This window comes from Flavobacterium sp. AC274, from assembly GCF_979258275.1.
The window spans coordinates 4,458,351-4,481,215 of sequence record NZ_OZ409852.1 but is presented as its reverse complement, the minus strand read 5'-3'; the positions used below and the strand labels follow the sequence as shown (position 1 = coordinate 4,481,215).

Annotated in this window: 19 protein-coding genes and 2 pseudogenes; 6 read left to right on the top strand and 15 right to left on the bottom strand. The window is 33.2% G+C overall.

Features of this window, described 5'->3' with window-relative positions; translation table 11 throughout:
• Nucleotides 1-105: 105 nt before the first annotated feature.
• Both ACZZZT_RS20330 and ACZZZT_RS20325 read right to left on the bottom strand, forming a co-directional pair.
• The gene (locus tag ACZZZT_RS20330; RefSeq protein ID WP_463461711.1) at nt 106-1,137 is read right to left on the bottom strand and encodes an IS110 family RNA-guided transposase; all 1,032 of its coding nucleotides are present in this window, start codon (nt 1,135-1,137) and stop codon (nt 106-108) included.
• 423 nt (nt 1,138-1,560) lie between these two features.
• Nucleotides 1,561-2,577 (bottom strand): glutamine synthetase beta-grasp domain-containing protein, encoded by a 1,017-nt coding sequence (locus ACZZZT_RS20325; RefSeq protein ID WP_072971733.1) that lies wholly within the window; start codon nt 2,575-2,577, stop codon nt 1,561-1,563.
• 428 nt (nt 2,578-3,005) lie between these two features.
• Here ACZZZT_RS20325 and ACZZZT_RS20320 point away from each other — a divergent pair, with 428 nt between their 5' ends.
• The 3 genes from ACZZZT_RS20320 (at nt 3,006) to ACZZZT_RS20310 (ending at nt 7,164) form a co-directional block, all read left to right on the top strand.
• A complete protein-coding gene (locus ACZZZT_RS20320; protein WP_463461710.1) occupies nt 3,006-5,195 on the top strand; it encodes a glutamine synthetase III family protein in 2,190 nt (729 codons plus the stop codon).
• A gap of 242 nt (nt 5,196-5,437) precedes the next feature.
• Entirely contained in the window at nt 5,438-6,616 is a 1,179-nt protein-coding gene (locus ACZZZT_RS20315) for an AIR synthase related protein (RefSeq protein WP_463461709.1), read from the top strand.
• A 191-nt stretch (nt 6,617-6,807) separates the two neighbouring features.
• Nucleotides 6,808-7,164 carry a hypothetical protein gene (locus ACZZZT_RS20310; RefSeq protein WP_073393284.1) on the top strand — a complete coding sequence of 119 codons (357 nt, stop codon included), beginning with the start codon at nt 6,808-6,810 and terminating at the stop codon, nt 7,162-7,164.
• A 195-nt stretch (nt 7,165-7,359) separates the two neighbouring features.
• On the opposite strand, the gene ACZZZT_RS20305 is transcribed toward ACZZZT_RS20310, so the two are convergent.
• Entirely contained in the window at nt 7,360-7,941 is a 582-nt protein-coding gene (locus tag ACZZZT_RS20305) for a hypothetical protein (protein ID WP_073393286.1), read from the bottom strand.
• Nucleotides 7,942-8,121: 180 nt separating this feature from the next.
• Here ACZZZT_RS20305 and ACZZZT_RS20300 point away from each other — a divergent pair, with 180 nt between their 5' ends.
• Nucleotides 8,122-8,730 (top strand): GNAT family N-acetyltransferase, encoded by a 609-nt coding sequence (locus tag ACZZZT_RS20300; protein ID WP_463461708.1) that lies wholly within the window; start codon nt 8,122-8,124, stop codon nt 8,728-8,730.
• A gap of 165 nt (nt 8,731-8,895) precedes the next feature.
• Here the strand turns inward: ACZZZT_RS20300 and ACZZZT_RS20295 are convergent, their stop codons facing one another.
• Entirely contained in the window at nt 8,896-9,513 is a 618-nt protein-coding gene (locus ACZZZT_RS20295; RefSeq protein WP_463461707.1) for a M949_RS01915 family surface polysaccharide biosynthesis protein, read from the bottom strand.
• A 144-nt stretch (nt 9,514-9,657) separates the two neighbouring features.
• Here ACZZZT_RS20295 and ACZZZT_RS20290 point away from each other — a divergent pair.
• Nucleotides 9,658-11,990: pseudogene (locus tag ACZZZT_RS20290) on the top strand (GH92 family glycosyl hydrolase).
• Nucleotides 11,991-12,199: 209 nt separating this feature from the next.
• Nucleotides 12,200-12,643, top strand: coding sequence for a hypothetical protein (locus ACZZZT_RS20285; RefSeq protein WP_073393292.1), 444 nt, complete (start codon nt 12,200-12,202; stop codon nt 12,641-12,643).
• Nucleotides 12,644-12,807: 164 nt separating this feature from the next.
• Here the strand turns inward: ACZZZT_RS20285 and ACZZZT_RS20280 are convergent, their stop codons facing one another.
• From ACZZZT_RS20280 to ACZZZT_RS20230, 11 genes and pseudogenes are all read right to left on the bottom strand, one after another.
• Nucleotides 12,808-14,667: a M61 family metallopeptidase gene (locus ACZZZT_RS20280; RefSeq protein WP_463461706.1), complete on the bottom strand. Its 1,860-nt coding sequence runs from the start codon at nt 14,665-14,667 to the stop codon at nt 12,808-12,810.
• A gap of 96 nt (nt 14,668-14,763) precedes the next feature.
• Complete coding sequence (locus tag ACZZZT_RS20275) at nt 14,764-15,042, bottom strand: DUF2805 domain-containing protein (protein WP_042563191.1); 279 nt, start codon at nt 15,040-15,042, stop codon at nt 14,764-14,766.
• A 110-nt stretch (nt 15,043-15,152) separates the two neighbouring features.
• Nucleotides 15,153-15,989, bottom strand: coding sequence for a sterol desaturase family protein (locus ACZZZT_RS20270; RefSeq protein ID WP_073393295.1), 837 nt, complete (start codon nt 15,987-15,989; stop codon nt 15,153-15,155).
• A gap of 140 nt (nt 15,990-16,129) precedes the next feature.
• Entirely contained in the window at nt 16,130-16,369 is a 240-nt protein-coding gene (locus ACZZZT_RS20265) for a GlsB/YeaQ/YmgE family stress response membrane protein (RefSeq protein ID WP_042563193.1), read from the bottom strand.
• 32 nt (nt 16,370-16,401) lie between these two features.
• Entirely contained in the window at nt 16,402-17,112 is a 711-nt protein-coding gene (aqpZ, locus tag ACZZZT_RS20260; protein WP_073393299.1) for an aquaporin Z, read from the bottom strand.
• A 30-nt stretch (nt 17,113-17,142) separates the two neighbouring features.
• A complete protein-coding gene (locus ACZZZT_RS20255) occupies nt 17,143-17,499 on the bottom strand; it encodes a DoxX family protein (protein ID WP_463461705.1) in 357 nt (118 codons plus the stop codon).
• A gap of 85 nt (nt 17,500-17,584) precedes the next feature.
• Nucleotides 17,585-18,480 (bottom strand): annotated as a pseudogene (locus tag ACZZZT_RS20250) (EamA family transporter).
• Nucleotides 18,481-18,690: 210 nt separating this feature from the next.
• Nucleotides 18,691-19,821 (bottom strand): peptidylprolyl isomerase, encoded by a 1,131-nt coding sequence (locus ACZZZT_RS20245; RefSeq protein ID WP_073393305.1) that lies wholly within the window; start codon nt 19,819-19,821, stop codon nt 18,691-18,693.
• A gap of 50 nt (nt 19,822-19,871) precedes the next feature.
• Nucleotides 19,872-20,945: a peptidylprolyl isomerase gene (locus ACZZZT_RS20240; protein WP_073393307.1), complete on the bottom strand. Its 1,074-nt coding sequence runs from the start codon at nt 20,943-20,945 to the stop codon at nt 19,872-19,874.
• Between the two features lie 15 nt (nt 20,946-20,960).
• Entirely contained in the window at nt 20,961-21,653 is a 693-nt protein-coding gene (gene gldI / locus ACZZZT_RS20235; RefSeq protein ID WP_042563199.1) for a gliding motility-associated peptidyl-prolyl isomerase GldI, read from the bottom strand.
• Between the two features lie 5 nt (nt 21,654-21,658).
• Nucleotides 21,659-22,663, bottom strand: coding sequence for a DHH family phosphoesterase (locus ACZZZT_RS20230; protein WP_073393311.1), 1,005 nt, complete (start codon nt 22,661-22,663; stop codon nt 21,659-21,661).
• Nucleotides 22,664-22,865: the final 202 nt, after the last annotated feature.

Sequence of the window (22,865 nt, the reverse complement as noted above, 5' to 3'; positions counted from 1 at the left end):
AACGATTGCCCTAGCCCCGATAGATTCTGTGTTGATTTCAAAATTTAATCTATATTTTTTTTAATTTTACTATCAAGTCAGTTTAAAACTAGACTCCATAGCGTGTTAAGCCATTTGTGTTTGCACGCTATTTTTGTATTGTTTCTCATAAGTGGTTTTATTTTTATATAGTATATAGGTCATTTCAAGTAGTTTTCTTTGAATCGATACCAAAGCCTTCATTTTTATTCCTTGTTTAGATACCAATCTGGCATATGATTCTCTGTAATGATCATCCCATTTAACAGCTGACATTGCTGGAAAATACATTGCCTTTCTAATGCTTCTGTTTCCTCTTTTTGATATTCTGGGCTTTCCCTTTATTGATGTTCCTGATTGTTTTTCTTTCACATCTAAACCTACATAGCTAACGAGTTGTTTTTTATTTCGTATCAATTCAAAGCCATTGGTTTCTGCTAAAATAATAACAGCCGTTAGGGCTCCAATTCCAGGAATGGAAGTCATTCTCTCTATCTCAGCCATTAGTTCGGCATTGGCTTTTACAATTTCAGCAATATCTAACTTGATTTCCTTTTCCTGGCCATTCAAAAAATTGATTCTTAATTGTAGCCTTCCTATACTTTTTAAATTTGGAATGGCTTCGGATTGCTCTGCATGCAGTTGATTTTTCACAACAACTCTTTCATTTACAATCTGATCGCGTTCTCTGGTCAATTGCTGCAATTCCCTGTAAGCATCTTTTGGTTTTATCCAATACTCTAATTTTCTCTCTAAACCAAATCTTGCTATTGCCTCTGAGCAAGTCTTGTCAGTTATAGTTTTCAATTCTAAAGTCCGTATATAGTTACTTATTTTATTAGGTAAAACAACACTTACTTTGAATCCATTATCATTTAAATAATAGGCAAACTTTTGATGGTAAACACCAGTAGCTTCCATTACATAATGAACTTTAGAGGCTTCATCTTTCAATAGCTTTTGAACCCAATTTATAAGGGACAGGATTCCTGATTCGGAATTCCTAAAAACCTTATAGGCATATAAACTGATTGAAAAGTCTTCATACATTTTGCCTAGCGTAACGACTAGTTCTTTTTGGGCAACATCAACTCCTAATACATGTTTTAATTCTTTCATAAACCTAAATCCGATAAATAAAGTGATGAATCCTCCTTCGTCTTTTCTCCTGGCTGGATATTCTGGATATCGAATCTTGTCCGATTCCTTACATTCTGTTCAGACTCTAAAAGATAAAGGAAAATGAGGCTCTTTCTATCGGCGAATATGTCTCGAAGACTATTTTGAAGTGAACCTGCTCTCATTTTCTTTTCACTTAAAAGTCAAATTTATCAACTTAAAACATCAAACCAATAACTTTCGTAAACATAGGAGAAGTGGAAATCCTTTTATGCCGGGGTTCGGCATAAAAGATTGAAACGGATAGCGGGATTAGCTCCTGAAAAAAAAATGACTCTTATTATAAAACCAAAAGGATAAAAATACGTCAAAAAAAAGTGCCATCAATTAAGATGGCACTTTCTATATAATATAAGCTTAAAATTACAACGCTGATTTTACAGTTTTGATAATTCTTGCAGCGATTTTGTATGGATCACCGTTTGAAGCTGGTCTTCTGTCTTCTAACCAACCTTTCCATCCTTTTTGAACAGTCATTAAAGGAATTCTGATAGAACATCCTCTGTCTGAAACTCCGTAAGAGAAATCGTGGATAGATGCAGTTTCATGTTTACCAGTTAAACGTTGGTCGTTGTAAGCTCCGTAAACCGCGATGTGCTCAGCAGTAACAGGGCGGAAAGCCTCACAAATTCTTTCGTAAGTAGCTTGGTCTCCACATGTTCTTAAAACTTCGTTAGAGAAGTTAGCATGCATTCCAGAACCATTCCAGTCAGTATCTCCTAGTGGTTTTGGATGATATTCGATATAGTAACCATATTTTTCAGTCAAACGGTCTAATAAGTAACGAGCAACCCAAATTTCGTCTCCGGCTTTTTTAGCGCCTTTAGCGAATAATTGGAATTCCCATTGTCCGCAAGCAACCTCTTGGTTAATACCTTCAAAGTTAATTCCGGCAGCGATACATAAATCAGCATGTTCTTCTACTAATTTTCTTCCGTGTGTGTTTTTTCCACCTACAGAGCAGTAGTACATACCTTGTGGAGCAGGATATCCTCCAACAGGGAAACCTAATGGCAATAAAGTTTTAGTATCCATGATAAAATATTCTTGTTCGAAACCAAACCAGAAATCTTCATTATCATCATCAATAGTAGCTCTACCGTTAGAAGGGTGTGGAGTTCCATCAGCGTACATAACCTCAGACATAACTAAATATCCGTTAATACGTGTTGGATCAGGGTAAATTGCAACAGGAACTAATAAACAGTCTGAAGAACCTCCTTCGGCTTGTTTTGTTGATGAACCATCAAATGACCAGTTTCCAAGTTCTTCTAATGTTCCTTTGAAATTTTCGTGTTCTTCAACTTTAGTTTTACTTCTAAGATTTTGAGTTGGTTCATATCCATCTAACCAAATGTACTCTAACTTAATTTTAGCCATAATAATATAAATTTATTTTTTTTGTTTTTTCGCTGGGTCAAATATAGATTTATTTTTTTAGTCCTAAAAATTAGGGGGCTATTTTGTTGAGCGGACTATAATTTTTTAGAGAAGCGCAATTTTGATAGGGGTATATTTTGAAAAAAGTAATTTTTAACACCTTAAAAAAATAAATTCGTAAAAATAACGTGCTTTTCCTGAGTTTAAAGGTTATGTAATTATGAAAAAATGTTTATTTAATGAATAATACTGAGTTAATTTGTTATATTTCTTCAATTCAGATTAATTATTCTTTATAAAATTGATTATCTATTGAAAAATCCTTGTATAAAAATCTACTATTTATCTTTCAAACAGGCTTTTTTATTGTTTATCTTTGTCCTTCTTTTTTCAATAAAAATAATTACGAATTTTTAAAAATTATATACATGTCAACATTACGTTTCCAAGCTTTAAAAGAAGCTTCTACAAGAAAGCCGGTACATTTTGAAGAAATTGATAGAAAATCTAACATTTTTGGTTCAAATGTGTTTAATGAGAAAGCAATGAAGCAATTTTTAACTTCAGATGCTTTAAAAGGAGTTAGAGATGCCATTCAGCACGGAACTAAAATTGACAGAAAACTGGCAGATTATATTGCCATGGGAATGAAAGAATGGGCTTTGTCAAAAGGAGTAACACATTATACGCACTGGTTTCAGCCACTTACGGGAACAACTGCAGAAAAGCACGATGCTTTTTTTGAAACTTCGTATGACGGAAGTGATCCTGTAGAGAAATTTGGCGGAGCACAATTGGTTCAGCAAGAACCGGATGCATCTAGTTTTCCTAATGGCGGAATCAGAAATACATTCGAAGCCAGAGGTTATACGGCTTGGGATCCAACTTCTCCTGCATTTATTTACGGAACAACTTTATGTATTCCAACAGTTTTTATTGCTTACACAGGTGAAGCTTTAGATAATAAAATTCCATTACTAAGAGCGTTATCTGCAATGGATGAAGCTGCAACAGAAGTTTGTAGATACTTTGATAAAAACGTTAAAAAAGTTACAGCAACTTTAGGCTGGGAGCAGGAATATTTTTTGATTGATAAAGCGTTGGCAAATTCACGTCCGGATTTAATGATGACCGGAAGAACTCTATTAGGACACACATCTGCAAAAGGGCAACAGCTTGATGATCATTATTTTGGATCTATTCCAACTCGTGCATTAACGTACATGAGAGATTTAGAACAAGAATGTATGTTGCTTGGAATTCCGGTAAAAACGCGTCATAATGAAGTAGCGCCAAATCAGTTTGAGCTGGCACCTATATTTGAAGAAACGAATCTTGCCGTAGATCACAACTCCTTATTAATGGATGTGATGCAAAGAGTGGCAGAACGTCATGATTTTAAAGTGTTATTTCACGAAAAACCATTTAAAGGAGTAAACGGATCAGGGAAACACAACAACTGGTCGCTGGCCACAGATACGGGAGTTAATTTATTAAGTCCGAGTAAAACGCCAATGAGCAATTTACAGTTTTTGACATTCTTTATTAATACGATAAAAGCGGTAAACGATTACGAAACTTTATTAAGAGCTTCAATCGCAACAGCAAGTAACGATCATAGGTTAGGAGCAAATGAAGCGCCGCCGGCTATTATTTCGGTTTTCATTGGAGCGCAGTTAACCAAAGTTTTGTCTGAATTAGAAAGTGTAACAACTGGAAAATTATCTCCGGAAGAAAAAACAGATTTAAAACTAAATGTAGTTGGAAAAATTCCGGATGTACTTTTAGACAATACAGACAGAAACAGAACTTCGCCTTTTGCCTTTACAGGAAATAAATTTGAGTTCAGAGCCGTTGGTTCAAATGCGAACTGTTCCAATGCGATGACAACTTTAAACGCGATTGTAGCCAAACAATTAAAAGATTTTAAATTAGAAGTAGATACTTTGATCGAGTCGAAAGACATGAAAAAAGACGATGCAATTTTTAATGTTTTAAGAGAATACATCAAACAATCGAAAAAGATTCTTTTTGAAGGTGACGGTTATTCTGATGCCTGGGAACAAGAAGCTGCTAAAAGAGGTTTAAGTAATTTTAAAACGACACCGGAAGCGATTAAAGCTAAAATTTCTAAACAAGCACTAGATTTATTTGATGAATTAGGAATTTTGAATCATGTTGAAGCAGAAGCGCGTTACGAAATCGAATTGGAAGAATACACTAAAAAAATCCAGATTGAAGGAAGAGTTTTAGGTGATATTGCCAGAAATCATGTAATCCCGACAGCAATTCGTTATCAAAATACGTTGATTGAAAACGTAAAAGGACTTAAAGAAATCTTCGGAAAAGAGTTTGAAACTATTGCAAAAGAGCAAATTGTTTTAATTAAAGAAATCTCTGGTCATATAGAAGGAATCAATTTTAAAGTATTGGCAATGACCAATGAAAGAAGAATTGCAAATCACTTAACCGATGCTCAAAAAATGGCAGAGGCGTATTGCAATAAAGTAAAACCTTATTTTGAAGATATTCGTAATCACTGTGATAAATTAGAATTATTAGTAGACGACGAAAGCTGGACACTTACTAAATACAGAGAATTGTTATTTACTAAATAGTTTAAAATAGTTTTGCCACGAATTACACAAATTTACACAAATTCATTCTGATGATTTGGTAAATATTTTTGAAATATTCATAACAAAATCATCCGCTAAGGATGATTTTTGTTTTTAAGAAAAAAATTAGTGAAAATTAGTGTAATTCGTGGCAAAAACTTTTTTTACAATCAAACATCTCAATAAACCCAAGAATTAAAAAAGGGATTATCTTTGCACCACATCAACACAAACTAATTTTCATGAGTTCAGATTCTAGCAAAAGGTACGCACAAAGAGGTGTTTCGGCATCAAAAGAAGACGTACACAACGCCATAAAAAATATTGACAAAGGATTATTTCCTCAGGCATTCTGCAAAATTGTTCCTGATTATCTTACCCAGGATTCAGAACATTGCTTAATTATGCACGCTGACGGAGCCGGTACAAAATCGTCTTTGGCGTATATGTACTGGAAAGAAACCGGAGATATTTCTGTTTGGAAAGGAATCGCGCAAGATGCGTTAATCATGAATATTGATGATTTATTATGTGTTGGGGCAACAGATAATATCTTGCTTTCATCGACAATCGGAAGAAATAAAAACTTAATTCCTGCAGAAGTTATTTCGGCAATCATTAACGGAACCGAAGAATTAATCAACGAATTAAAAACTTTCGGAGTAACCATTCATTCAACAGGAGGTGAAACTGCCGATGTTGGAGATGTTGTTCGTACTATTATTGTAGATTCTACGGTAACAGCACGCATGAAACGAAGCGATGTTGTTGATAATGCAAACATTAAAGCGGGAGACGTAATTGTTGGTTTGGCGTCTTTTGGTCAGGCAACTTATGAAAAAGGTTATAACGGAGGAATGGGAAGCAACGGCTTAACCTCTGCACGCCATGATGTTTTCGGAAAATATTTAGCTAAAAAATACCCTGAAAGTTTCGATGCTCTTGTTCCGGAAGAATTGATTTATTCTGGTCAGGTAAACCTAACGGATGAAGTCGAGAACAGCCCAATAAACGCAGGTCAGTTGGTGCTTTCTCCAACAAGAACTTACGCGCCAATTATCAAGAAAATTTTAGATAAATATACACCAAACGATATTCACGGAATGGTGCATTGCAGCGGTGGAGCGCAGACTAAGATTCTACATTTCGTTCAGAATTTACATATTATAAAAGATAATTTATTCCCGGTTCCACCATTGTTTAAACTAATTCAGGAACAATCAAAAACAGACTGGAAAGAAATGTATCAGGTTTTTAATTGCGGTCACCGTATGGAAATTTATGTTCCCGAAAATATCGCACAAGATATTATTGCGATTTCAAAATCATTCAATGTCGATGCACAAATCGTGGGTAGAGTAGAAGCAGCAGATGCTAAGAAATTGACAATTATAAGCGAATACGGAACATTCGAATATTAATTTTTTTAAGTTACAAAGGTTCAGAGGTTCTGAGTTGCAAAGGTTTTTTATACTGGAGTTTCAACGGGACCTTTTTTATTAATAATTAGTTTTTTTAGGAGCTAATCCCGCTATCCGTTACAATCTTTTGTTTTTTAAAGAAAAAAACAAAAGGATTTCCACTGCTATCGGGGCTAAAAACCACAAGAGTTATGTACGAGTTACTTTTTTGGAGATATTTAGATGAGATTTATTTAAATCATCACGAAGTTTACGAAGCACTTCTTGAAAAAGAGGAAGTTGAAGGATTAGAAACACTTCCTGTAGAAGTAATTTTTAACCGAATCGCTTCTGTATTTTCTGAATGGGAAAAAGTCGATGAAAATAGCTGGCAAAATACTAAAGGAAAGGGTGCTTTTCAGGTAATTTCAACTCCACAAAGTATTAAAATTGACTGTTATGGAACCGAAGGAAAAACCATGAATAAATTAGTCAGTTTAATGGAAGAATTCAAATGTCCGTTGTATGATCCGCAAGTTCCGGAACGTTATGATGAAATGAGTGAGTAATTTTGTTTCATTAAAAGTGAAATTTTATTGATCATTTCAGTATATAAAATAAAAGCCTCTAATCTATTTAGAGGCTTTGTTTTTATAATCAAAAAGGAATAGTTTACTGTATATTCAACTATTTCCAAATAATATCGTTTTTCATAATCTTAAGTTTTAAAGTATAAATTTACAAATATAAATAGTAGGTTACATTTATATAATGTTAAAGTTTTCGCCCGAATCAAAGCGCCCATTTTTGATCGTGTTCTTTACATCTGTATACTTTTGTACATGTACAAGTCTTCTTCCACTTTTAGAATGTGTACAATCAATTTGTAATTCCAAATATTCTTTCCTTCCATCCCAAAGTTTTTCTAAATCTTCATCAATTAACATCTGTACGCAGTTATTGTGAATTTCCTTGTTTTTTCTCCGCTTACCAGGAATGTTTTTGAAATCATATCTTTTAAGTTTCAATTCTTTGCCAATAAAATTTTTACCACTTCCATGAATATAATCTTCGATAAGTAATAAATTTATAGATACATTTTCAATATCTGAATACGTTTTGTTTATAAATTTAAAATAATATCTTGTTTTAGTTTTGTCATCAAAAGTTTCAATTTCTTTGCAAAGAATACTGCAGGTTTTTATATTGGGTTTAAATATGCGAAGTGCCAAATAAAATATTAAACAAGATAATACTCCTGTAAATAAGGCAATTAATAAGTCGTACCAAAAAGTATCTCCAAAACTCTTTTCTAATACTATTTCTGTGGCTAATAAAATATTCAAAAATTTTAAACTTTAAATGATTGCAATAATACAAATAAAGAAAGAATAATCTTATATTTAATTCCGTAAACTATTTAAAATTTCATTAGTAGATGAGATTAATTTTTTAATCTTGAATTTTTTCAAATATCTTTACTAATCAGTACTTAATCAGAAAATTTTTTTCAAAGAATTTCAATTATGAATCCAACATCAAATTTCAATTTCTCAGACAACATTATTTTAGAAGACGATTTAGTTTTATTGCGCCCATTGCAAGAATCAGATGTCGATAATTTATTGGAATTTTCTATAAACGAACCAGAAACCTGGAAATACTCTTTAGTTGGTGCAGATGGAAAAGACAATTTGATCAATTATATTCAATCGGCTATAAAAGCAAGAGAAGATAAAAAAGAATTTCCGTTTATAGTTTTCGATAAAAAATCTCAAAAATATGCAGGCTCAACACGTTTTTACGATATTCAGCTTGAATATAAAACCGTGCAATTAGGTTACACTTGGTACGGATCTGCTTTTAGAGGAACCGGACTAAACAAACATTGCAAATTTTTATTATTGCAATTTGCTTTTGAAACTCTTGGAATGGAGCGAGTAGAATTCCGTGCTGATAATAATAACGACAGAAGTATTGCCGCAATGAAAAGTATTGGCTGCAAAGTCGAAGGTGTTTTGCGAAGCCACATGCCAACAGCAAATAGAGAAGTGCGCCGTGATTCGATTGTTTTAAGTATCCTAAAAGAAGAATGGTTTGCCGAGGTAAAAGAAAATTTAAAGCGAAAGCTTTAAAAATACTAACGGCAAAAAGAGCCATAGGCTCGACCAATATTGTAGGGCTGTCCCGACGCTTCGGGATTAATCCAGTTTAACCAAACAAGCAGATATATTGAATTTCAGTTTTGAAAAAATTGCTATTGAATTTTGACATTGACATTGAAATTGACATTTAAAACATTACCCATCTTTCAATAATAAATCTTGTTCTTTTCGCAGTTTTACAACTAATTGATCAACGTAAAGTTTTATTTTTTGAGGTAAGGAATTCCAGTTTGAGTCTTTCTTAAAACTTCTGCAAATATCAAGATCACATTCTACAGCACGAACTACATATTTCTTGTTTTTATACACGGTAATAATTTTAACCCGTCTTATTTCATCATTTTCATTTCTTGTTCCATATACAATAACAGGTTCTATATAGCCATCGCCATCAATATCTTTGATGCTGCAATATTTTGTCCAGAACCAAATGTTGGTTTCTTTAGGCTCGTAATCTTCAAGTAAATCGTTAATTCTCCATTTTTCAAGAAAACCGCCGTGATCGTTCATACCGCAAATCGCCTGGATTTTTGTATTTAATGTATCTTTTTTATTTGTTTGATTTTCACATAAAACCAATTCAAAAACTCCGCCTTTATCCTGATATTCATAAGCTCTGTAAATAGGGAAGTCAGAAAGATTCTCTAATTCTCTTTGTTTTATTTGTTCTTTATCTAAAATAGAACTTTCTGTTTTTTGCGAAAAACCAAAGATTGAATGTAAAAGGAAAAGGAATGAAATAAATCGTTTCATGTGGTATATAAATTATAAATCAAAGATATCTAAAAGCTTTTCAGTTTACGAACATTTATATTTTTTAAATTCCATTTTTGTCGTAATTTCCTAACGTGAAATTGAAATTGATTCAGTTTTACAAATAATATCAAATACACACCAATGAATATTATAAAAACAAAACATCTTCTTTTTGGATTATCAGTTTTGCTATTTCGTTTTACGAATGAAGTAAATGCTCAAAAGAAAGCAGACAACTTAAAAAACTTGATTCAATACGTTGACCCAATGATTGGTACAGCCAAAATGGGACATACGTATCCTGGCGCAACAGTTCCGTTTGGGAGTGTACAATTAAGTCCTGAAACAGATACAATTGCTTATAGTTTAAACGGAAAATACAATGGTGAAGTTTACAAATATTGTGCAGGCTATCAATATGAAGATAAAACGATTGTAGGTTTTAGTCATACTCATTTCAGTGGGACAGGACATTCTGATCTTGGTGATTTTTTAATTATGCCAACAACGGGAAAATTACAACTAAACCCCGGAGTAGCTTCAAAACTATTATCCGGATATCGATCTGCATTTTCGCATTCGACCGAAAAAGCAGAACCGGCTTATTACAGCGTTCTTCTTGAAGATCATGATATTAAAGCTGAACTTACGGCAACAACGCGCGTAGGAATGCATCAATATACCTTTCCAAAATCTGATGAAGCACATATTATTCTTGATTTAACTTCGGGAATTTACAACTATGATAAAAAGAATGTCTGGACCTTTGTTCGTGTAGAAAACGATACTTTAATTACCGGATATCGCCAGACAAATGGCTGGGCAAGAACAAGAACCGTTTATTTTGCTATGTCTTTCAGCAAACCAATTAAAAGCTACGGTCAGGCGGCGCAGGAAAAAAATGTGTACAGAGGTTTTTGGGGAAGGTTTGATCAGACCAAAAATTTTCCGGAAATGGCAGGTCAAAACCTAAAACTGTTTTTTGATTTTAATACCGAAGAAGGCGAAAAAATCAAAATAAAAATGGCTTTATCTCCGGTGAGTTCTGCCGGTGCGCTTGAGAATATGAAAAAAGAAGTTCCGGGTTGGGATTTTGAAAAAATAAAAAAACAAAGTCAGGAAATTTGGAACAAAGAATTGAATAAAATTCATATTGAAACTATTCAGAAAGAAGATTTAGTGAATTTTTACACGGCAATGTACCATGCATTTCTAGGTCCAACAGAATACATGGATCTTGATGGAAATTATAAAGGTTTGGATATGAATGTTCATAAAGCTGAAAACTTTAAAAATTATACAAGCTATTCATTATGGGATACATATAGAGCCTTACATCCTTTATTTAATTTGGTTCAGCCAACCCGAAATTCAGATATGATTAGCTCGATGCTGGCACATTCAGACCAAAGTGTACACAGAATGCTGCCAATCTGGTCGCACTATGCTAACGAAAACTGGTGCATGATTGGTTATCATTCTGTTTCTGTCGTTGCTGATGCGATTGTAAAAGGCAACACTAATTTTGATTCTGAAAAAGCACTTCAGGCATGTGTAAATACTGCGAAAGTTCCGTATTACGATGGTTTAGAATATTATATAAAAAAAGGATACGTTCCGGAAGATAAAAATGGATCTTCGGTTTCTAAAACTTTAGAGTACGCTTATGATGATTGGGCAATTGCGCAGGCAGCCAAAAAATTAGGCAAAACTGAAATTTATAATGAATTTATCGAAAGATCTAAAAACTACAAAAACGTTTATGATGAAAAAACAGGTTTTATGCGTCCTAAATTAGACGACGGAACTTTCAAAAAAGAATTTGACCCGCTAGACACGCACGGACAAGGTTTTATCGAAGGGAATTCATGGAATTATAGTTTGTATGTTCCGCAGGATCCTGCTGAAATGATTAAGATGATGGGTGGAAACGACAAATTTAATGTTCGTTTAGATTCGTTATTCAACATGCATTTGCCGGACAAATATTTTGAGAATACCGAAGATATTACAAGAGAAGGAATTATAGGTAATTATGTTCACGGAAACGAACCTTCGCATCACGTTGTTTATTTGTACAACTGGACAAATTCTCCATGGAAAGCACAGGACAAAATTAGAATGATCCTGAAAAAAATGTACCGAAATGGAGCCGACGGTTTAGGCGGAAATGACGATTTCGGGCAAATGAGCGCCTGGTATATTTTTAGCAGTTTAGGATTTTATCCGGTTGCACCCGGTTCTGATGAATATGCCTTAGGAAGTCCGTTAGTTAAAAAGGCGGTTTTTAATTTAGAAAATGGAAAAAACTTTGAAGTTGAAACCGTAAATCAATCGGATAAGAATGTTTTTGTGAGTAAAGTACTTTTGAATGGAAAAGGGCTTTCAAGACCCTTTTGAAACATTCGGACGTTGTGAATGGCGGGAAAATTACTTTTTATATGAGTTCGAAACCGAATAAGAGGAATTACTAGGTTGTGTTAAAATTAGGATTGATTTTTGACTTCCTGCAAGGTTTTCAAAACCTTGTAGGTCTATTTTGGTGATGGATATAAAATACCTACAAGGTTTTGAAAACCTTGCAGGATGCGTGGCGAAAAAATACAGCAAACAAAAACTCTAAACATAACCAACTTTATAAAAACTTCACGAAATTTGCACTTCAAATATTAGAACAATAATTATGAAAATAAATCTAAAATCAGGAATTGATAAATTGCTTTTCGGAATGAAGCAAAACGATGTAACGGCTGCTTTAGGAAAACCTGATAAAAATTATAAAGACGAAGATGATAATGTGATTTTTGTATATAATGCACAAAAAATCAGATTGACATTTTATCAGGAAGAAGATTTAAAATTAGGATATTTAGTAGCTTCAAGTACTGATTTGGAAGTTTTTGGATTCAAGTTAATTGATAGAAAAATTGCGGATGTAAAGAAAGATTTTGCTGCAAAAGGCATTACAAAATACACTCAGGAAACCTTTGATACTTTCGAAAATTATTTCAATGAAGACAATTGGTTTATTCTTCAAACAGAATTTGATGAAGTTGTGAAGTTTGAAGTAGGAGCTATCATTAATGATAAAGATGAATTTGACTGGAAGTTTCCGGTGAAGAAATAAACTCAATTTTGTCATTTCGAGGAACGAGAAATCAAATCCAGAGAGCGACGAACTGTATGTCCTTACTTTATGTGATTTCTCGTTCCTCGAAATGACAAAATGAGAATAAAAAAAGCTCCAATCTTTTGATTGGAGCTTTTTGTCTTTGTAACTAAAAAAGAAATTTACCCTTTCAACCACGCAGTTTTAAGTTTCTCTTTTGAAGCATCTGTAGCTTTAAAAGTTTCTTTTTCTTCGTATGGAAGTTTCACAGTTCCTTTTATAGTTTGCTCTTTTCCATCACGCTTTATTTGAAGAGTAATAGGATCATTTTCTTTCCAGTTTTCACTTTCTGTAATCAAATCGTAGATGTTGTCAAGGTTGTAAGTTTTACCATTTACAGTTGTTATACCATCACCAGCTTTAAGATTTAAGCTTGTAAAAAATACATTTAAGTCAACATCAGGGCGAATGCTTATTGCTTTTGTCGCTTTATCAACACCAATATATGGCTGCTGTCCTTTAATGAAAATTGTTCCAGGCGCTTTTTCAACAGATTTTGTTACGCCTACTTTTGCTAAATAAGTTTCATAAGGAATAGGAGTAGTTCCGGCAACATAAGTTTTTAAAAATTCACCAACTTCAGGATATGTCAATTGAGTAATTTTTGCAAAAAGCTCATTATCGTTAAATGGTTTTTCAACGCCATATTCGCTGGATAATTTATGCATTAAGTCAAGAATTCCTCTTTCTCCATTACTTTTTTCTCTAATAATGATGTCTATACACATACCAATTAAGGCTCCTTTTTGGTATACATTTAAATATTGGTCTTTGTAAGGTTGCTCTAAAACATTTTTGCTCATTACCGTAAACGACATTGTATCGTTCAATCCTTTAGCCTGTTCTATTTTATCAGCAATACGAGTATAGAATTCGGCTTCGTCAATTAAACCCTGATTAATTTGAAAAAGGTTTGCAAAGTATTCAGTTACACCTTCATACATCCATAAATGTTCTGACATTTTTGGTGCATTATAATCAAAATACTGGATTTCTTTTGAATGTACAGTTAGGGGAGTTACGATATGGAAAAACTCATGAGAAACTACATCTTTCATAGATTCAACCAATTTTTCTTTTGGCATTGATTCCGGCAAAACAACTGTTGTAGCAGTTGGGTGTTCTAAGGCACCAAAACCGTGTGCATCATCTTTTGCCATGCTTGATAAATACAATAAAACAGTATATTTTTTAGTCGCATTTACTTTTCCTAAAAAGTTTTTTTGCGCCGTCATCATTGTTTTCATTTCCGGTGTTATACTTTCGGCTGTAAATTTTCCTGTTGGAGAATAAACGGCGATTAAAATATCCATTCCGTTTACATTGAAAGTTGTATAGTCAGGTTTAGAATACATAATTGGATTTTCAACCAAAACAGCATAACGTGGAGTTGTAAAAACGTCACTTGTTTTGCTTGCATCTTCATCATTCATAGAAGTTGCTCCCCATAGTGTTTCAGGATGCGTAATGGTAACTTTATACGGAACATCTAATTTATCCTGAAAATACCCCACAAAACCGTGTGTATTGACCATAAAATTGATTCCTGCGTTGATATTAGTTCCTGCTGGTGAGAAAACGTCATCATTACCAAAGCCGGTTCCTTTTTCAGTATCAAAAGTATCACCAACTAAATAAGTTATTTTTGTTAATGTTTTGGCATTTGAAATGGACCATGAATTATCGTCGATTCTTTTTACTGTTAAAGCGTTTCCTTTAGCATCAAAAGCTTTAAAATCATCAGAATATTTACCGTAATTATCTGTAGAATAAGTTCCGGGAACTGTTTTTGGGATACTATAAATAATTTCATCTGTTTTTATTTCCGGCGGAGTAACGGTTACCAAAACTTTATCGTCTTTTACATCGACAAGATTAATAGTAACGGCCACGGTATTACTTTTTGCAGCTCCGGAACCCGTACCGGTTTTACAGCTCCAAAACGTTACCGCAAGAGCTAATGTGTAAAGTATTTTTTTCATTTGTTTATGTTTAGTTATGTGTATTTGACTTATAAAATGTAATAATGTTACATAAAATTAAAAATAAAAAAACTCCCGATTCACAGGAGTTTTATGCTAGTCAAGTTTGTTCTTTATGTAATATTTTCCATCCAAATCTTCATCAAAATCATCTATTTTAACGGGTTTTGGTTTTGGTTTATTTGCGATCGCCTTCTTTTTCCACATTTCAAATTTTTCGAGTGGCATTTTCTTTTTCATGATTTCCAGAACTTCTTTTTCTGCCAATCCAAATTCTTTTTTTATAATTTCAAATGGATTTCTTTCTTCCAATGCCAACGAAACAAGTTTTTCCGTTTGTTCCCAGCTCAACTCTTTGCGGTTACTCTTTTTCATCACGTGAAAATTAATTCAAAATAGGGGTTAATGATTAATAGATTGATTTTCAATTTAAGTATCAATATTAATAAAAAAATAATTAGTTGGTTCGATCAGGTGTGTTTTTTTTAATGATTTTGCTTGTTTTTTTCGGATCTTGATTTTTGAAACGGAATTTTTAATAAATTTTTCAATTTGTTATGCTCATCTGCTGCCATGTGCGTATCTACTCCGTATATTAATTCTTCTTTTGGCAACGTTGTAAAAGTGCCAAAAAGTCGATCCCAAACAGAAAAAATGTTTCCATAATTGCTGTCAGTATAGGGTAAAACATAATGATGATGTACTTTGTGCATATTAGGAGAAACGATAAAATAACTCAGAATATTGTCTAATTTAGGAGGCAGCGAAATATTAGCATGATTGAATTGAGAAGCTATGACAGATAATGATTGATAAAGAAAAACCATCCACATCGGACTTCCGACTATTAAAACGCCTGCAGTTGTAAATAAAAAACGAATGATGCTTTCTCCCGGATGATGTCTATTTGCCGTTGTAGTATCAATCCAGGTATCTGTATGATGAATTAAATGAAAACGCCATAAAAATTTTATTTTATGTTCGATAAAATGCGCCAAATAAGCACCAATTAAATCTAATAAAAGCAAACCAATAAGGGTATAAAGCCAAATTGGAATTTTTGGGAGCCATTGCAAAATTCCAAAATTATTTTCGGTTGTCCAGGCAGCAGTTTTAATTAGTATAAAAGCTAAAATGAAATTTACGATAATAGTTGTAATCGTAAAAAAGATATTTATTCCTGCGTGATGCCATTTTCTATATTGCATCCGGAATAGTGGAAATGTACTTTCGATAAGCCAAAAAATAGTTATTCCTCCAACCAAAATTAAACTTCGGTGTGAAGATGGAATCGTACTGAAATAAGCAATGATTTCATTCATAATAAACTATTAATTTAAAATAGAATAAACTTTGTCGCTTTATAAGCGTATTAAAATTACTGATATTTCATAAAAAAAGAGAAAATCAAATATAAATATATAAGATTTTCTCTTGAATAAATTATCTTAATAAAGATTTATTACTTTTTGATAAGGCTGATAATAAATAATAAAACCCAGGCTCCTCCAACAGCTATCAGTATTTGCCATAAAAGGCCGCCTCCGCCAATTCCAAGTTTACCGGCAATCCATCCACCGATGAATCCACCAATAATTCCAACGATGATATTACCAATTAATCCAAAGCCAGCACCTTTCCAAACCTGACCCGCTAACCATCCTGAAATTGCTCCAATAAGTAAGAAATATAAAAATTCCATATTTTAAATTTTAATGTTATTTGTAAATAATACTATTCTGTATCGTCTTGTTTTTGTAATAATGTTTTATAAATAAATCCGGCAACAATAGCTCCTAAAATTGGTGCAACCCAAAATAGCCAGACTTGCGAAAGCGGTTCTCCACCCACAAAAATTGCCTGAGACAATGATCTTGCCGGATTAACAGAAGTATTTGTGATCGGAATGCTTATTAAGTGAATTAATGTTAGGGCTAAACCAATTGCAATACCAGCAAAAGAGGTGTTTGCAAATTTATCTGTAGCACCTAAAATGATTAATAAGAAAAACAGCGTAAGCACAAATTCAGCAATAAAAGCTGCTGCCAAAGAATATCCGTCTGGAGAAAAAGCACCAAAACCATTTGATGCAAATGCTCCTGCTTTGGTTGCATCAATTACAAAACCTGCTTTTCCCGAAGCAATGGTATATAATGTACCTGCTGCTGCAATTGCACCTATACATTGTGCGATTATATAAGGGATCAAATCTTTTGCCGGGAATCTTCCTCCGGCCCACAAACCAAACGAAACAGCGGGGTTAAAATGTCCGCCTGAAATATGACCAACAGCATATGCCATTGTTAATACCGTTAAACCAAAAGCCAATGCAACACCTGCAAAACCAATCCCTAATTCAGGAAATCCTGCCGCAAAAAGTGCACTTCCACAACCACCAAAAACCAGCCAATAAGTTCCGAAGAACTCTGCAAATAATTTTTTCATAGTAAATAAATTTAATTAATAGTTTGTTTGTTAAAGGGTATATTTATATGCCCATAAAATCAATACAATTTGTAAGGGCAAACGTATTAATAAAATAATTTTTAACAAAGAAAAACTTCCTTTTTTCTTACAAAACATATGAACATTTGCAGGAAAAACAGCAATTAATAATGCTATAATTCCCCAGGCAGCCAATTTTGTCGTAAAAGGAACTATTAGCAGGATGCCTAAAATAATTTCGGCAGCTCCACTTAAAATATTTAATAGTTTGGGGTTTGGCAGATAGGAGGGAATGATCTTAATGTACATTCCCGGATTTTTGAAATGATTAATTCCTGCAATTATATAAAGAAAAGCCATTAAATATAAATGCCAGGGTAGGTTCATGATATGATTATTTATCACGAAATTATAAAAAAAATTAACAAAAATTGATTTACAATTACTTTATTTTTAATAGAACGTAAATTTGTTAATTTTTACGTTTGAAATTTATATTCATTATAATAATGGCAAGAATGATTAAAACAATTCCAACCCATTGTAAAAAGATAACTTTTTCATTTAATAAAACATATGCCATCATTACTGAAACTGGTAATTCGAGAGCAGAAACAATGCTTCCTAAACCAATTCCCGTTAACGGAAACCCTGCATTCATAAGCATCGGAGGAATTATTGTACCAAATAAAGACAAAATGATTCCCCATTTCATGAAAATGGCAAGATTAAAAGCAGTTGTCTGAGTAGCAAATGCAAATGAAAATACAATTACTGCTCCTCCTAATAACATATACAGACTACGCTGTGCAGATGAAATTTCAGTCGCAACACGATTTGCAGTAAACATAGTTGTCGTAAAAGATGCTGCTGCCATAATTCCCCATGCAATACCCCTCCAATCCAATTTTATATCATTATTGATAATATTGGTCGCCAAAACAGTTCCGATCAAAACAATAAATACGGCAATGACTTTTTGTTTTGAAGGTAATTTTTTTCCAGAATCATTTCCAGCAAAACACCCATCCAGACGGTTTGCATTAATAAAACGATACCAATAGAAACCGGAATATATTTTACAGCCAGATAATAGAATAAACTGGTCATTCCTAATGAAGTTCCCGCAAGCATTAAGCTAAATATGTTTTTTGGTGTTGCTTTTACAACATTATCTTTATGCTTTATTTTTTGAAATGTATTAATTAATAAGATACCAATAATTCCCAATACAAATTGAGATGTTGTTACTTCGGCAGTAGTATATCCTTCAGAATAAGCCATTTTTACAAAAGTAGCCAGCATTCCATAAGTTGTAGCACCAATTGCAACTAAAAATACTCCCTTTAATACATTGTTTTGTGACATCTTGAATTGTTTTAATTAAAAATAAAAGCCGGCAAAGGTAAGCTATTTTGTTTAGGATTTAATAGAAAACAGTTGTAAACATTATTAGTGTTGCGATTTTAGGTTTAATTTTAGACGTAAAATTATGAATTTGTTAGATTTATGTTTGATTTAATAAAATAAAAAACCCATCAATAATGATGGGTTTTTATATCTAAAATTTAAAATAAATTATTTTAAAGCTGGTTGATTTTGATAAGTTTCGATTTCAAAAACCAAAGTTGCGTTTGGCGGAATTACCCCTCCTGCACCTTTTTCTCCGTAAGCTAAATTTGAAGGAAGAAAGAAAATTGCTTTTTCTCCATCGGTCATCATACCTAATGCTTCTAAAAAACCAGGAATCATTCCGTCTTTTTTACCAACTGTAAAAGGAAAAGCCTGATATCCTTTTTGAGCATCTCTGTTAGCATCATATTTACCATATGCTTTTGCTACCTGAGACATGCTGCTGTCAAAAAGATTTCCGTCTTCAAAATATCCTGCATAGTGAAAATAAATTGTAGATCCGTCAGCTCCTTTTACGCCGGTTCCTTTTTGTGTAATAACATATTGTAGACCAGATGGTGTTGCAGTTGCTTTGGCTTTAGTAGCAGCAAAATAAGCCGCCTTTTCAGCAATTACTTTTTTACTTTCCGCTTTTTTAGCTTCATCTTTTTTCGCATCATCAGCTATAACTTTTAAAGCATCAAATTTTTTAGCCGCAGCACCTTTACGAGTAATAGTAATTTTTGTCATGATATCGTCCTGAACAATTTTATTTACATTGTCCATTCCTGAAACTACGTGACCAAAAATAGTATGTTTTCCATTTAACCAAGGTGTTTCTTTATGTGTGATGAAAAACTGGCTTCCGTTTGTTGCCGGACCTGAATTTGCCATGGCTAAAACACCGCCTTTTTCAAATTTTAATTCTTCAACAAATTCATCTTTAAATGAATACCCTGGTCCTCCGGAACCGTTTCCATCAGGATCTCCACCCTGAATCATAAAATCATTGATAACTCTGTGAAATTTCAAGCCGTCATAAAATGGTTTTCCTTTTAGTCTTTCTACTTTTACATTAGGATTTGTACCTTCTGCCAAAGAAATAAAATTAGCCACAGTAACTGGCGCTTTTACATATTCTAAAGACAAAACAATATCACCTTTAGTTGTAGAAATAGTGGCAAAAATTCCCTCATTAGGATTGGCCTGTGCAACTGCTTTTGTTGTAGCTGGTTTTTTTGCAGTAGTTTTTTTTGTTGCTTGTGCCTGAACATTGATTATTGCAAGGCAAAATAAAAATAGAAATTTAAATTTCATCGTGTTTTAGAATTTAAGTCTGTAATAATGTTTCAAAAATAAGAATATTATTACGGTTTTTCCAGTAATTGTACTTCAAAAATAATATTAGCATTTGGAGGAATAACTCCACCAGCTCCCGCAGCTCCGTAAGCTAAATGAGAAGGGATAAAAAGAACAGCTTTATCACCAAAAGAAAGCTTTTCAATACCCTCAATAAATCCGGGAATCATACCGTCTTTTTTACCTGCCTGAAAAGGAATTGGCGAATATGCTTTTGCTTCGGCTCTTGCAGGATCAAATTTTCCAAAAGTTTTGGCAACGTCTTCAATACTTGTGTCAAACAAAGTTCCGTCTTCTAAAAATCCTGCGTAGTGAATGTATAACTGTGTTCCTATTGCAGGTTTTTTACCAGCCCCTTTTTCAGTAATTACATATTCTAAACCTGTTGAAGTTTTAGTTGCTTTTGCTTTTTGAGCAGCATAATAGTCAATTTTTTCTTTTTGAACTCCTGCAAATTTGCTTTTTTCTTTTGCTATATCTGAAAAATAATCATTAAAAACTTTTACAGCATCAAATTTTTTAGCAGCTTCTCCATTTCTGATAATAGTAACAGAAACGATAGTATCGTCTTGTTTTACCTGATTGACAACTTCTTGTCCTTTTTCAACCACATGACCAAAAATAGTATGTTTTCCGTTTAACCACGGTGTCTCAACATGTGTGATGAAAAACTGACTGCTGTTTGTTCCCGGACCATTGTTTGCCATTGCCAAAACACCGGCTTTGTCAAATTTTAAATCAGTGAATTCGTCTTTAAATTTATATCCTGTATCACCAGAACCTGTTCCTTCAGGATCTCCTGTCTGAATCATGAAATCTTCGATAACTCTGTGAAACTTTAATCCGTTGTAAAACGGTTTTCCTTTTAGATAATCTTTGGTTACAAATTCATTTTTCCCTTCGGCCAAAGTCACAAAATTTGCAACAGTAACAGGTGCTTTTTTATAATCTAATTCAACAATAATATGACCTTTGTTGGTTTCAATATCTGCATATAAACCGTCAGGCAAATTGCTATGCTCGTCTTTACAAGAATAAAATGAGGAAACGGCTAATAGTAATAATAAAATACTTTTTTTCATTTTTAAAATATTGTTTTATGGTTTTACAGTGTCTTTTTTAGTTTCAGTGGCTGCTTTTTTAACTGCCGGTTTTGTTGGTTGAACCGCTGGATTTTTTGTTGCAGCTGCAGTTGTTGTACCTGTAGTTGCAGGAGTTGCTGTTGAAGTTGTTGCAACGGCCGGATCCGGAACAAAATTTCTTAGTGTAACAGTACAAATCAACGATTCATTGGTTCCGATTTTTTTATTATCGCCATGATATCCGTATGCAATATGTGATGGGAATAAAAAAGTAACGGTTTCATTTTTATGCATTAGCTTAATACCGTCGCGTAATCCCATCATGATATCTTGTTTGTCAACATAATAAGTTTGCGGGCCAAGCTCTGCTTCAGAATAAATAATTTTACCTTCAATATCTTTTATTTCTAAATTAAAATAAGCGATATCTCCTTTTTTGGGAGTTTGTGTATCGGTTAGATTTTTTTCATCATAAGAAAGCCAGTAACCTTTTCTGGTTGCATAATATTTTACTTTCGGGTTGCTTTTGATGATTTTTTTAATAACATCTTCTTCGCTTGCAACCAGTTTTTTATTACGGTCAGCCGATTTTTTCATAAAAGAACCTGAAGATCTCGAAATAGGTCTTCTTGCTTCTTCGTGTTGTTTACAGCTAACCAATAAAACAGCAAAAAGTAGGGTGTAAATGCTTAGTTTTAAGTAGTTCATTTGGGTTATATTTTTAGTTTTGTTACTAAATCTTCAAATTTTTTCACCGTTTCTTCCATAGAAACTTCAGATCTTCCTCCGGCGGCGTTGCTGTGGCCTCCTCCATTAAAATGATCTCTGGCGAATTGATTTACGTCAAATCCTCCCTGCGAACGGAAAGATATTTTAATAATATTTTCGTCTTTATTTTCAATAAAAATAGCAGTAAAACAGATGCCTTTTATGCTTAATCCGTAATTAACAATTCCTTCTGTATCGCCTTTTACATAATGAAAAGTATCTAATTCTTGTTGGGTAAGTGTTGTATAAGAAGCTTTATATTCTTCAAAAACTTTCATGTTTTGCAATGCGCGACCCAATAATTGCAAACGGCTGTAAGAACTATTATCAAATAAAAGAACCGGAATTTGAGTATTTTCAACACCCAAATCTATCAATTCGGCAATAATGCGGTGTGTATTTCCTGTTGTTCCCGGAAAACGAAATGATCCGGAATCAGTTAATATTCCTGTATAAATGCAAGTTGCAATGGTTTTATCTAAATCTTGTTTTTTATCTAAAAAAGAAATGAAATTATAAACCATTTCGCAAGTAGAACCAAACGCGGTATCAGAGTACATATAAGTAGCATAATCATCAGGTTTTTGGTGATGATCAATCATGATAAATGGCGCAGTTAGTTTTGCTAAAGTATGTTCCATTTCGCCTGTACGATGAAAAGCATTAAAGTCAAGTGTAAAAATCAACTCAGCTTCTTCTAATATTTTGGTACAGTTTTCAGTGTCTTTTTCGAATATTTTTACGGTTTCAGAACCTGGTAACCAGGCTAGGAAATCAGGAAAATCATTAGGCGCAATCACCGTTGGCTGATGATTGTTTTTTAATAAAAAATGGTATAAACCTAACGTAGATCCCATGGCGTCGCCATCTGGACCTCTGTGCGGAATTATGGCGATTTTCTTTGGGGTTGCGAGCAACAATTGTATCGCTTGAATATCTTGTATTTTCATAGTGTGCGAATTTACATTTTTTTAATGTAATGTTGAAATCATTTTGCAGATTAACACACTTTTATAAATTAGAAGTTTTGAGTTATGAATTATGAGTTTGAAATTTATTACTGAATGATTTAAATTGTGAAATAGTGACACGGATGACGCGGATTTATTTTAGATTTTGATGGTATTCCGCAGAGATTCTCAAAGGATTCGC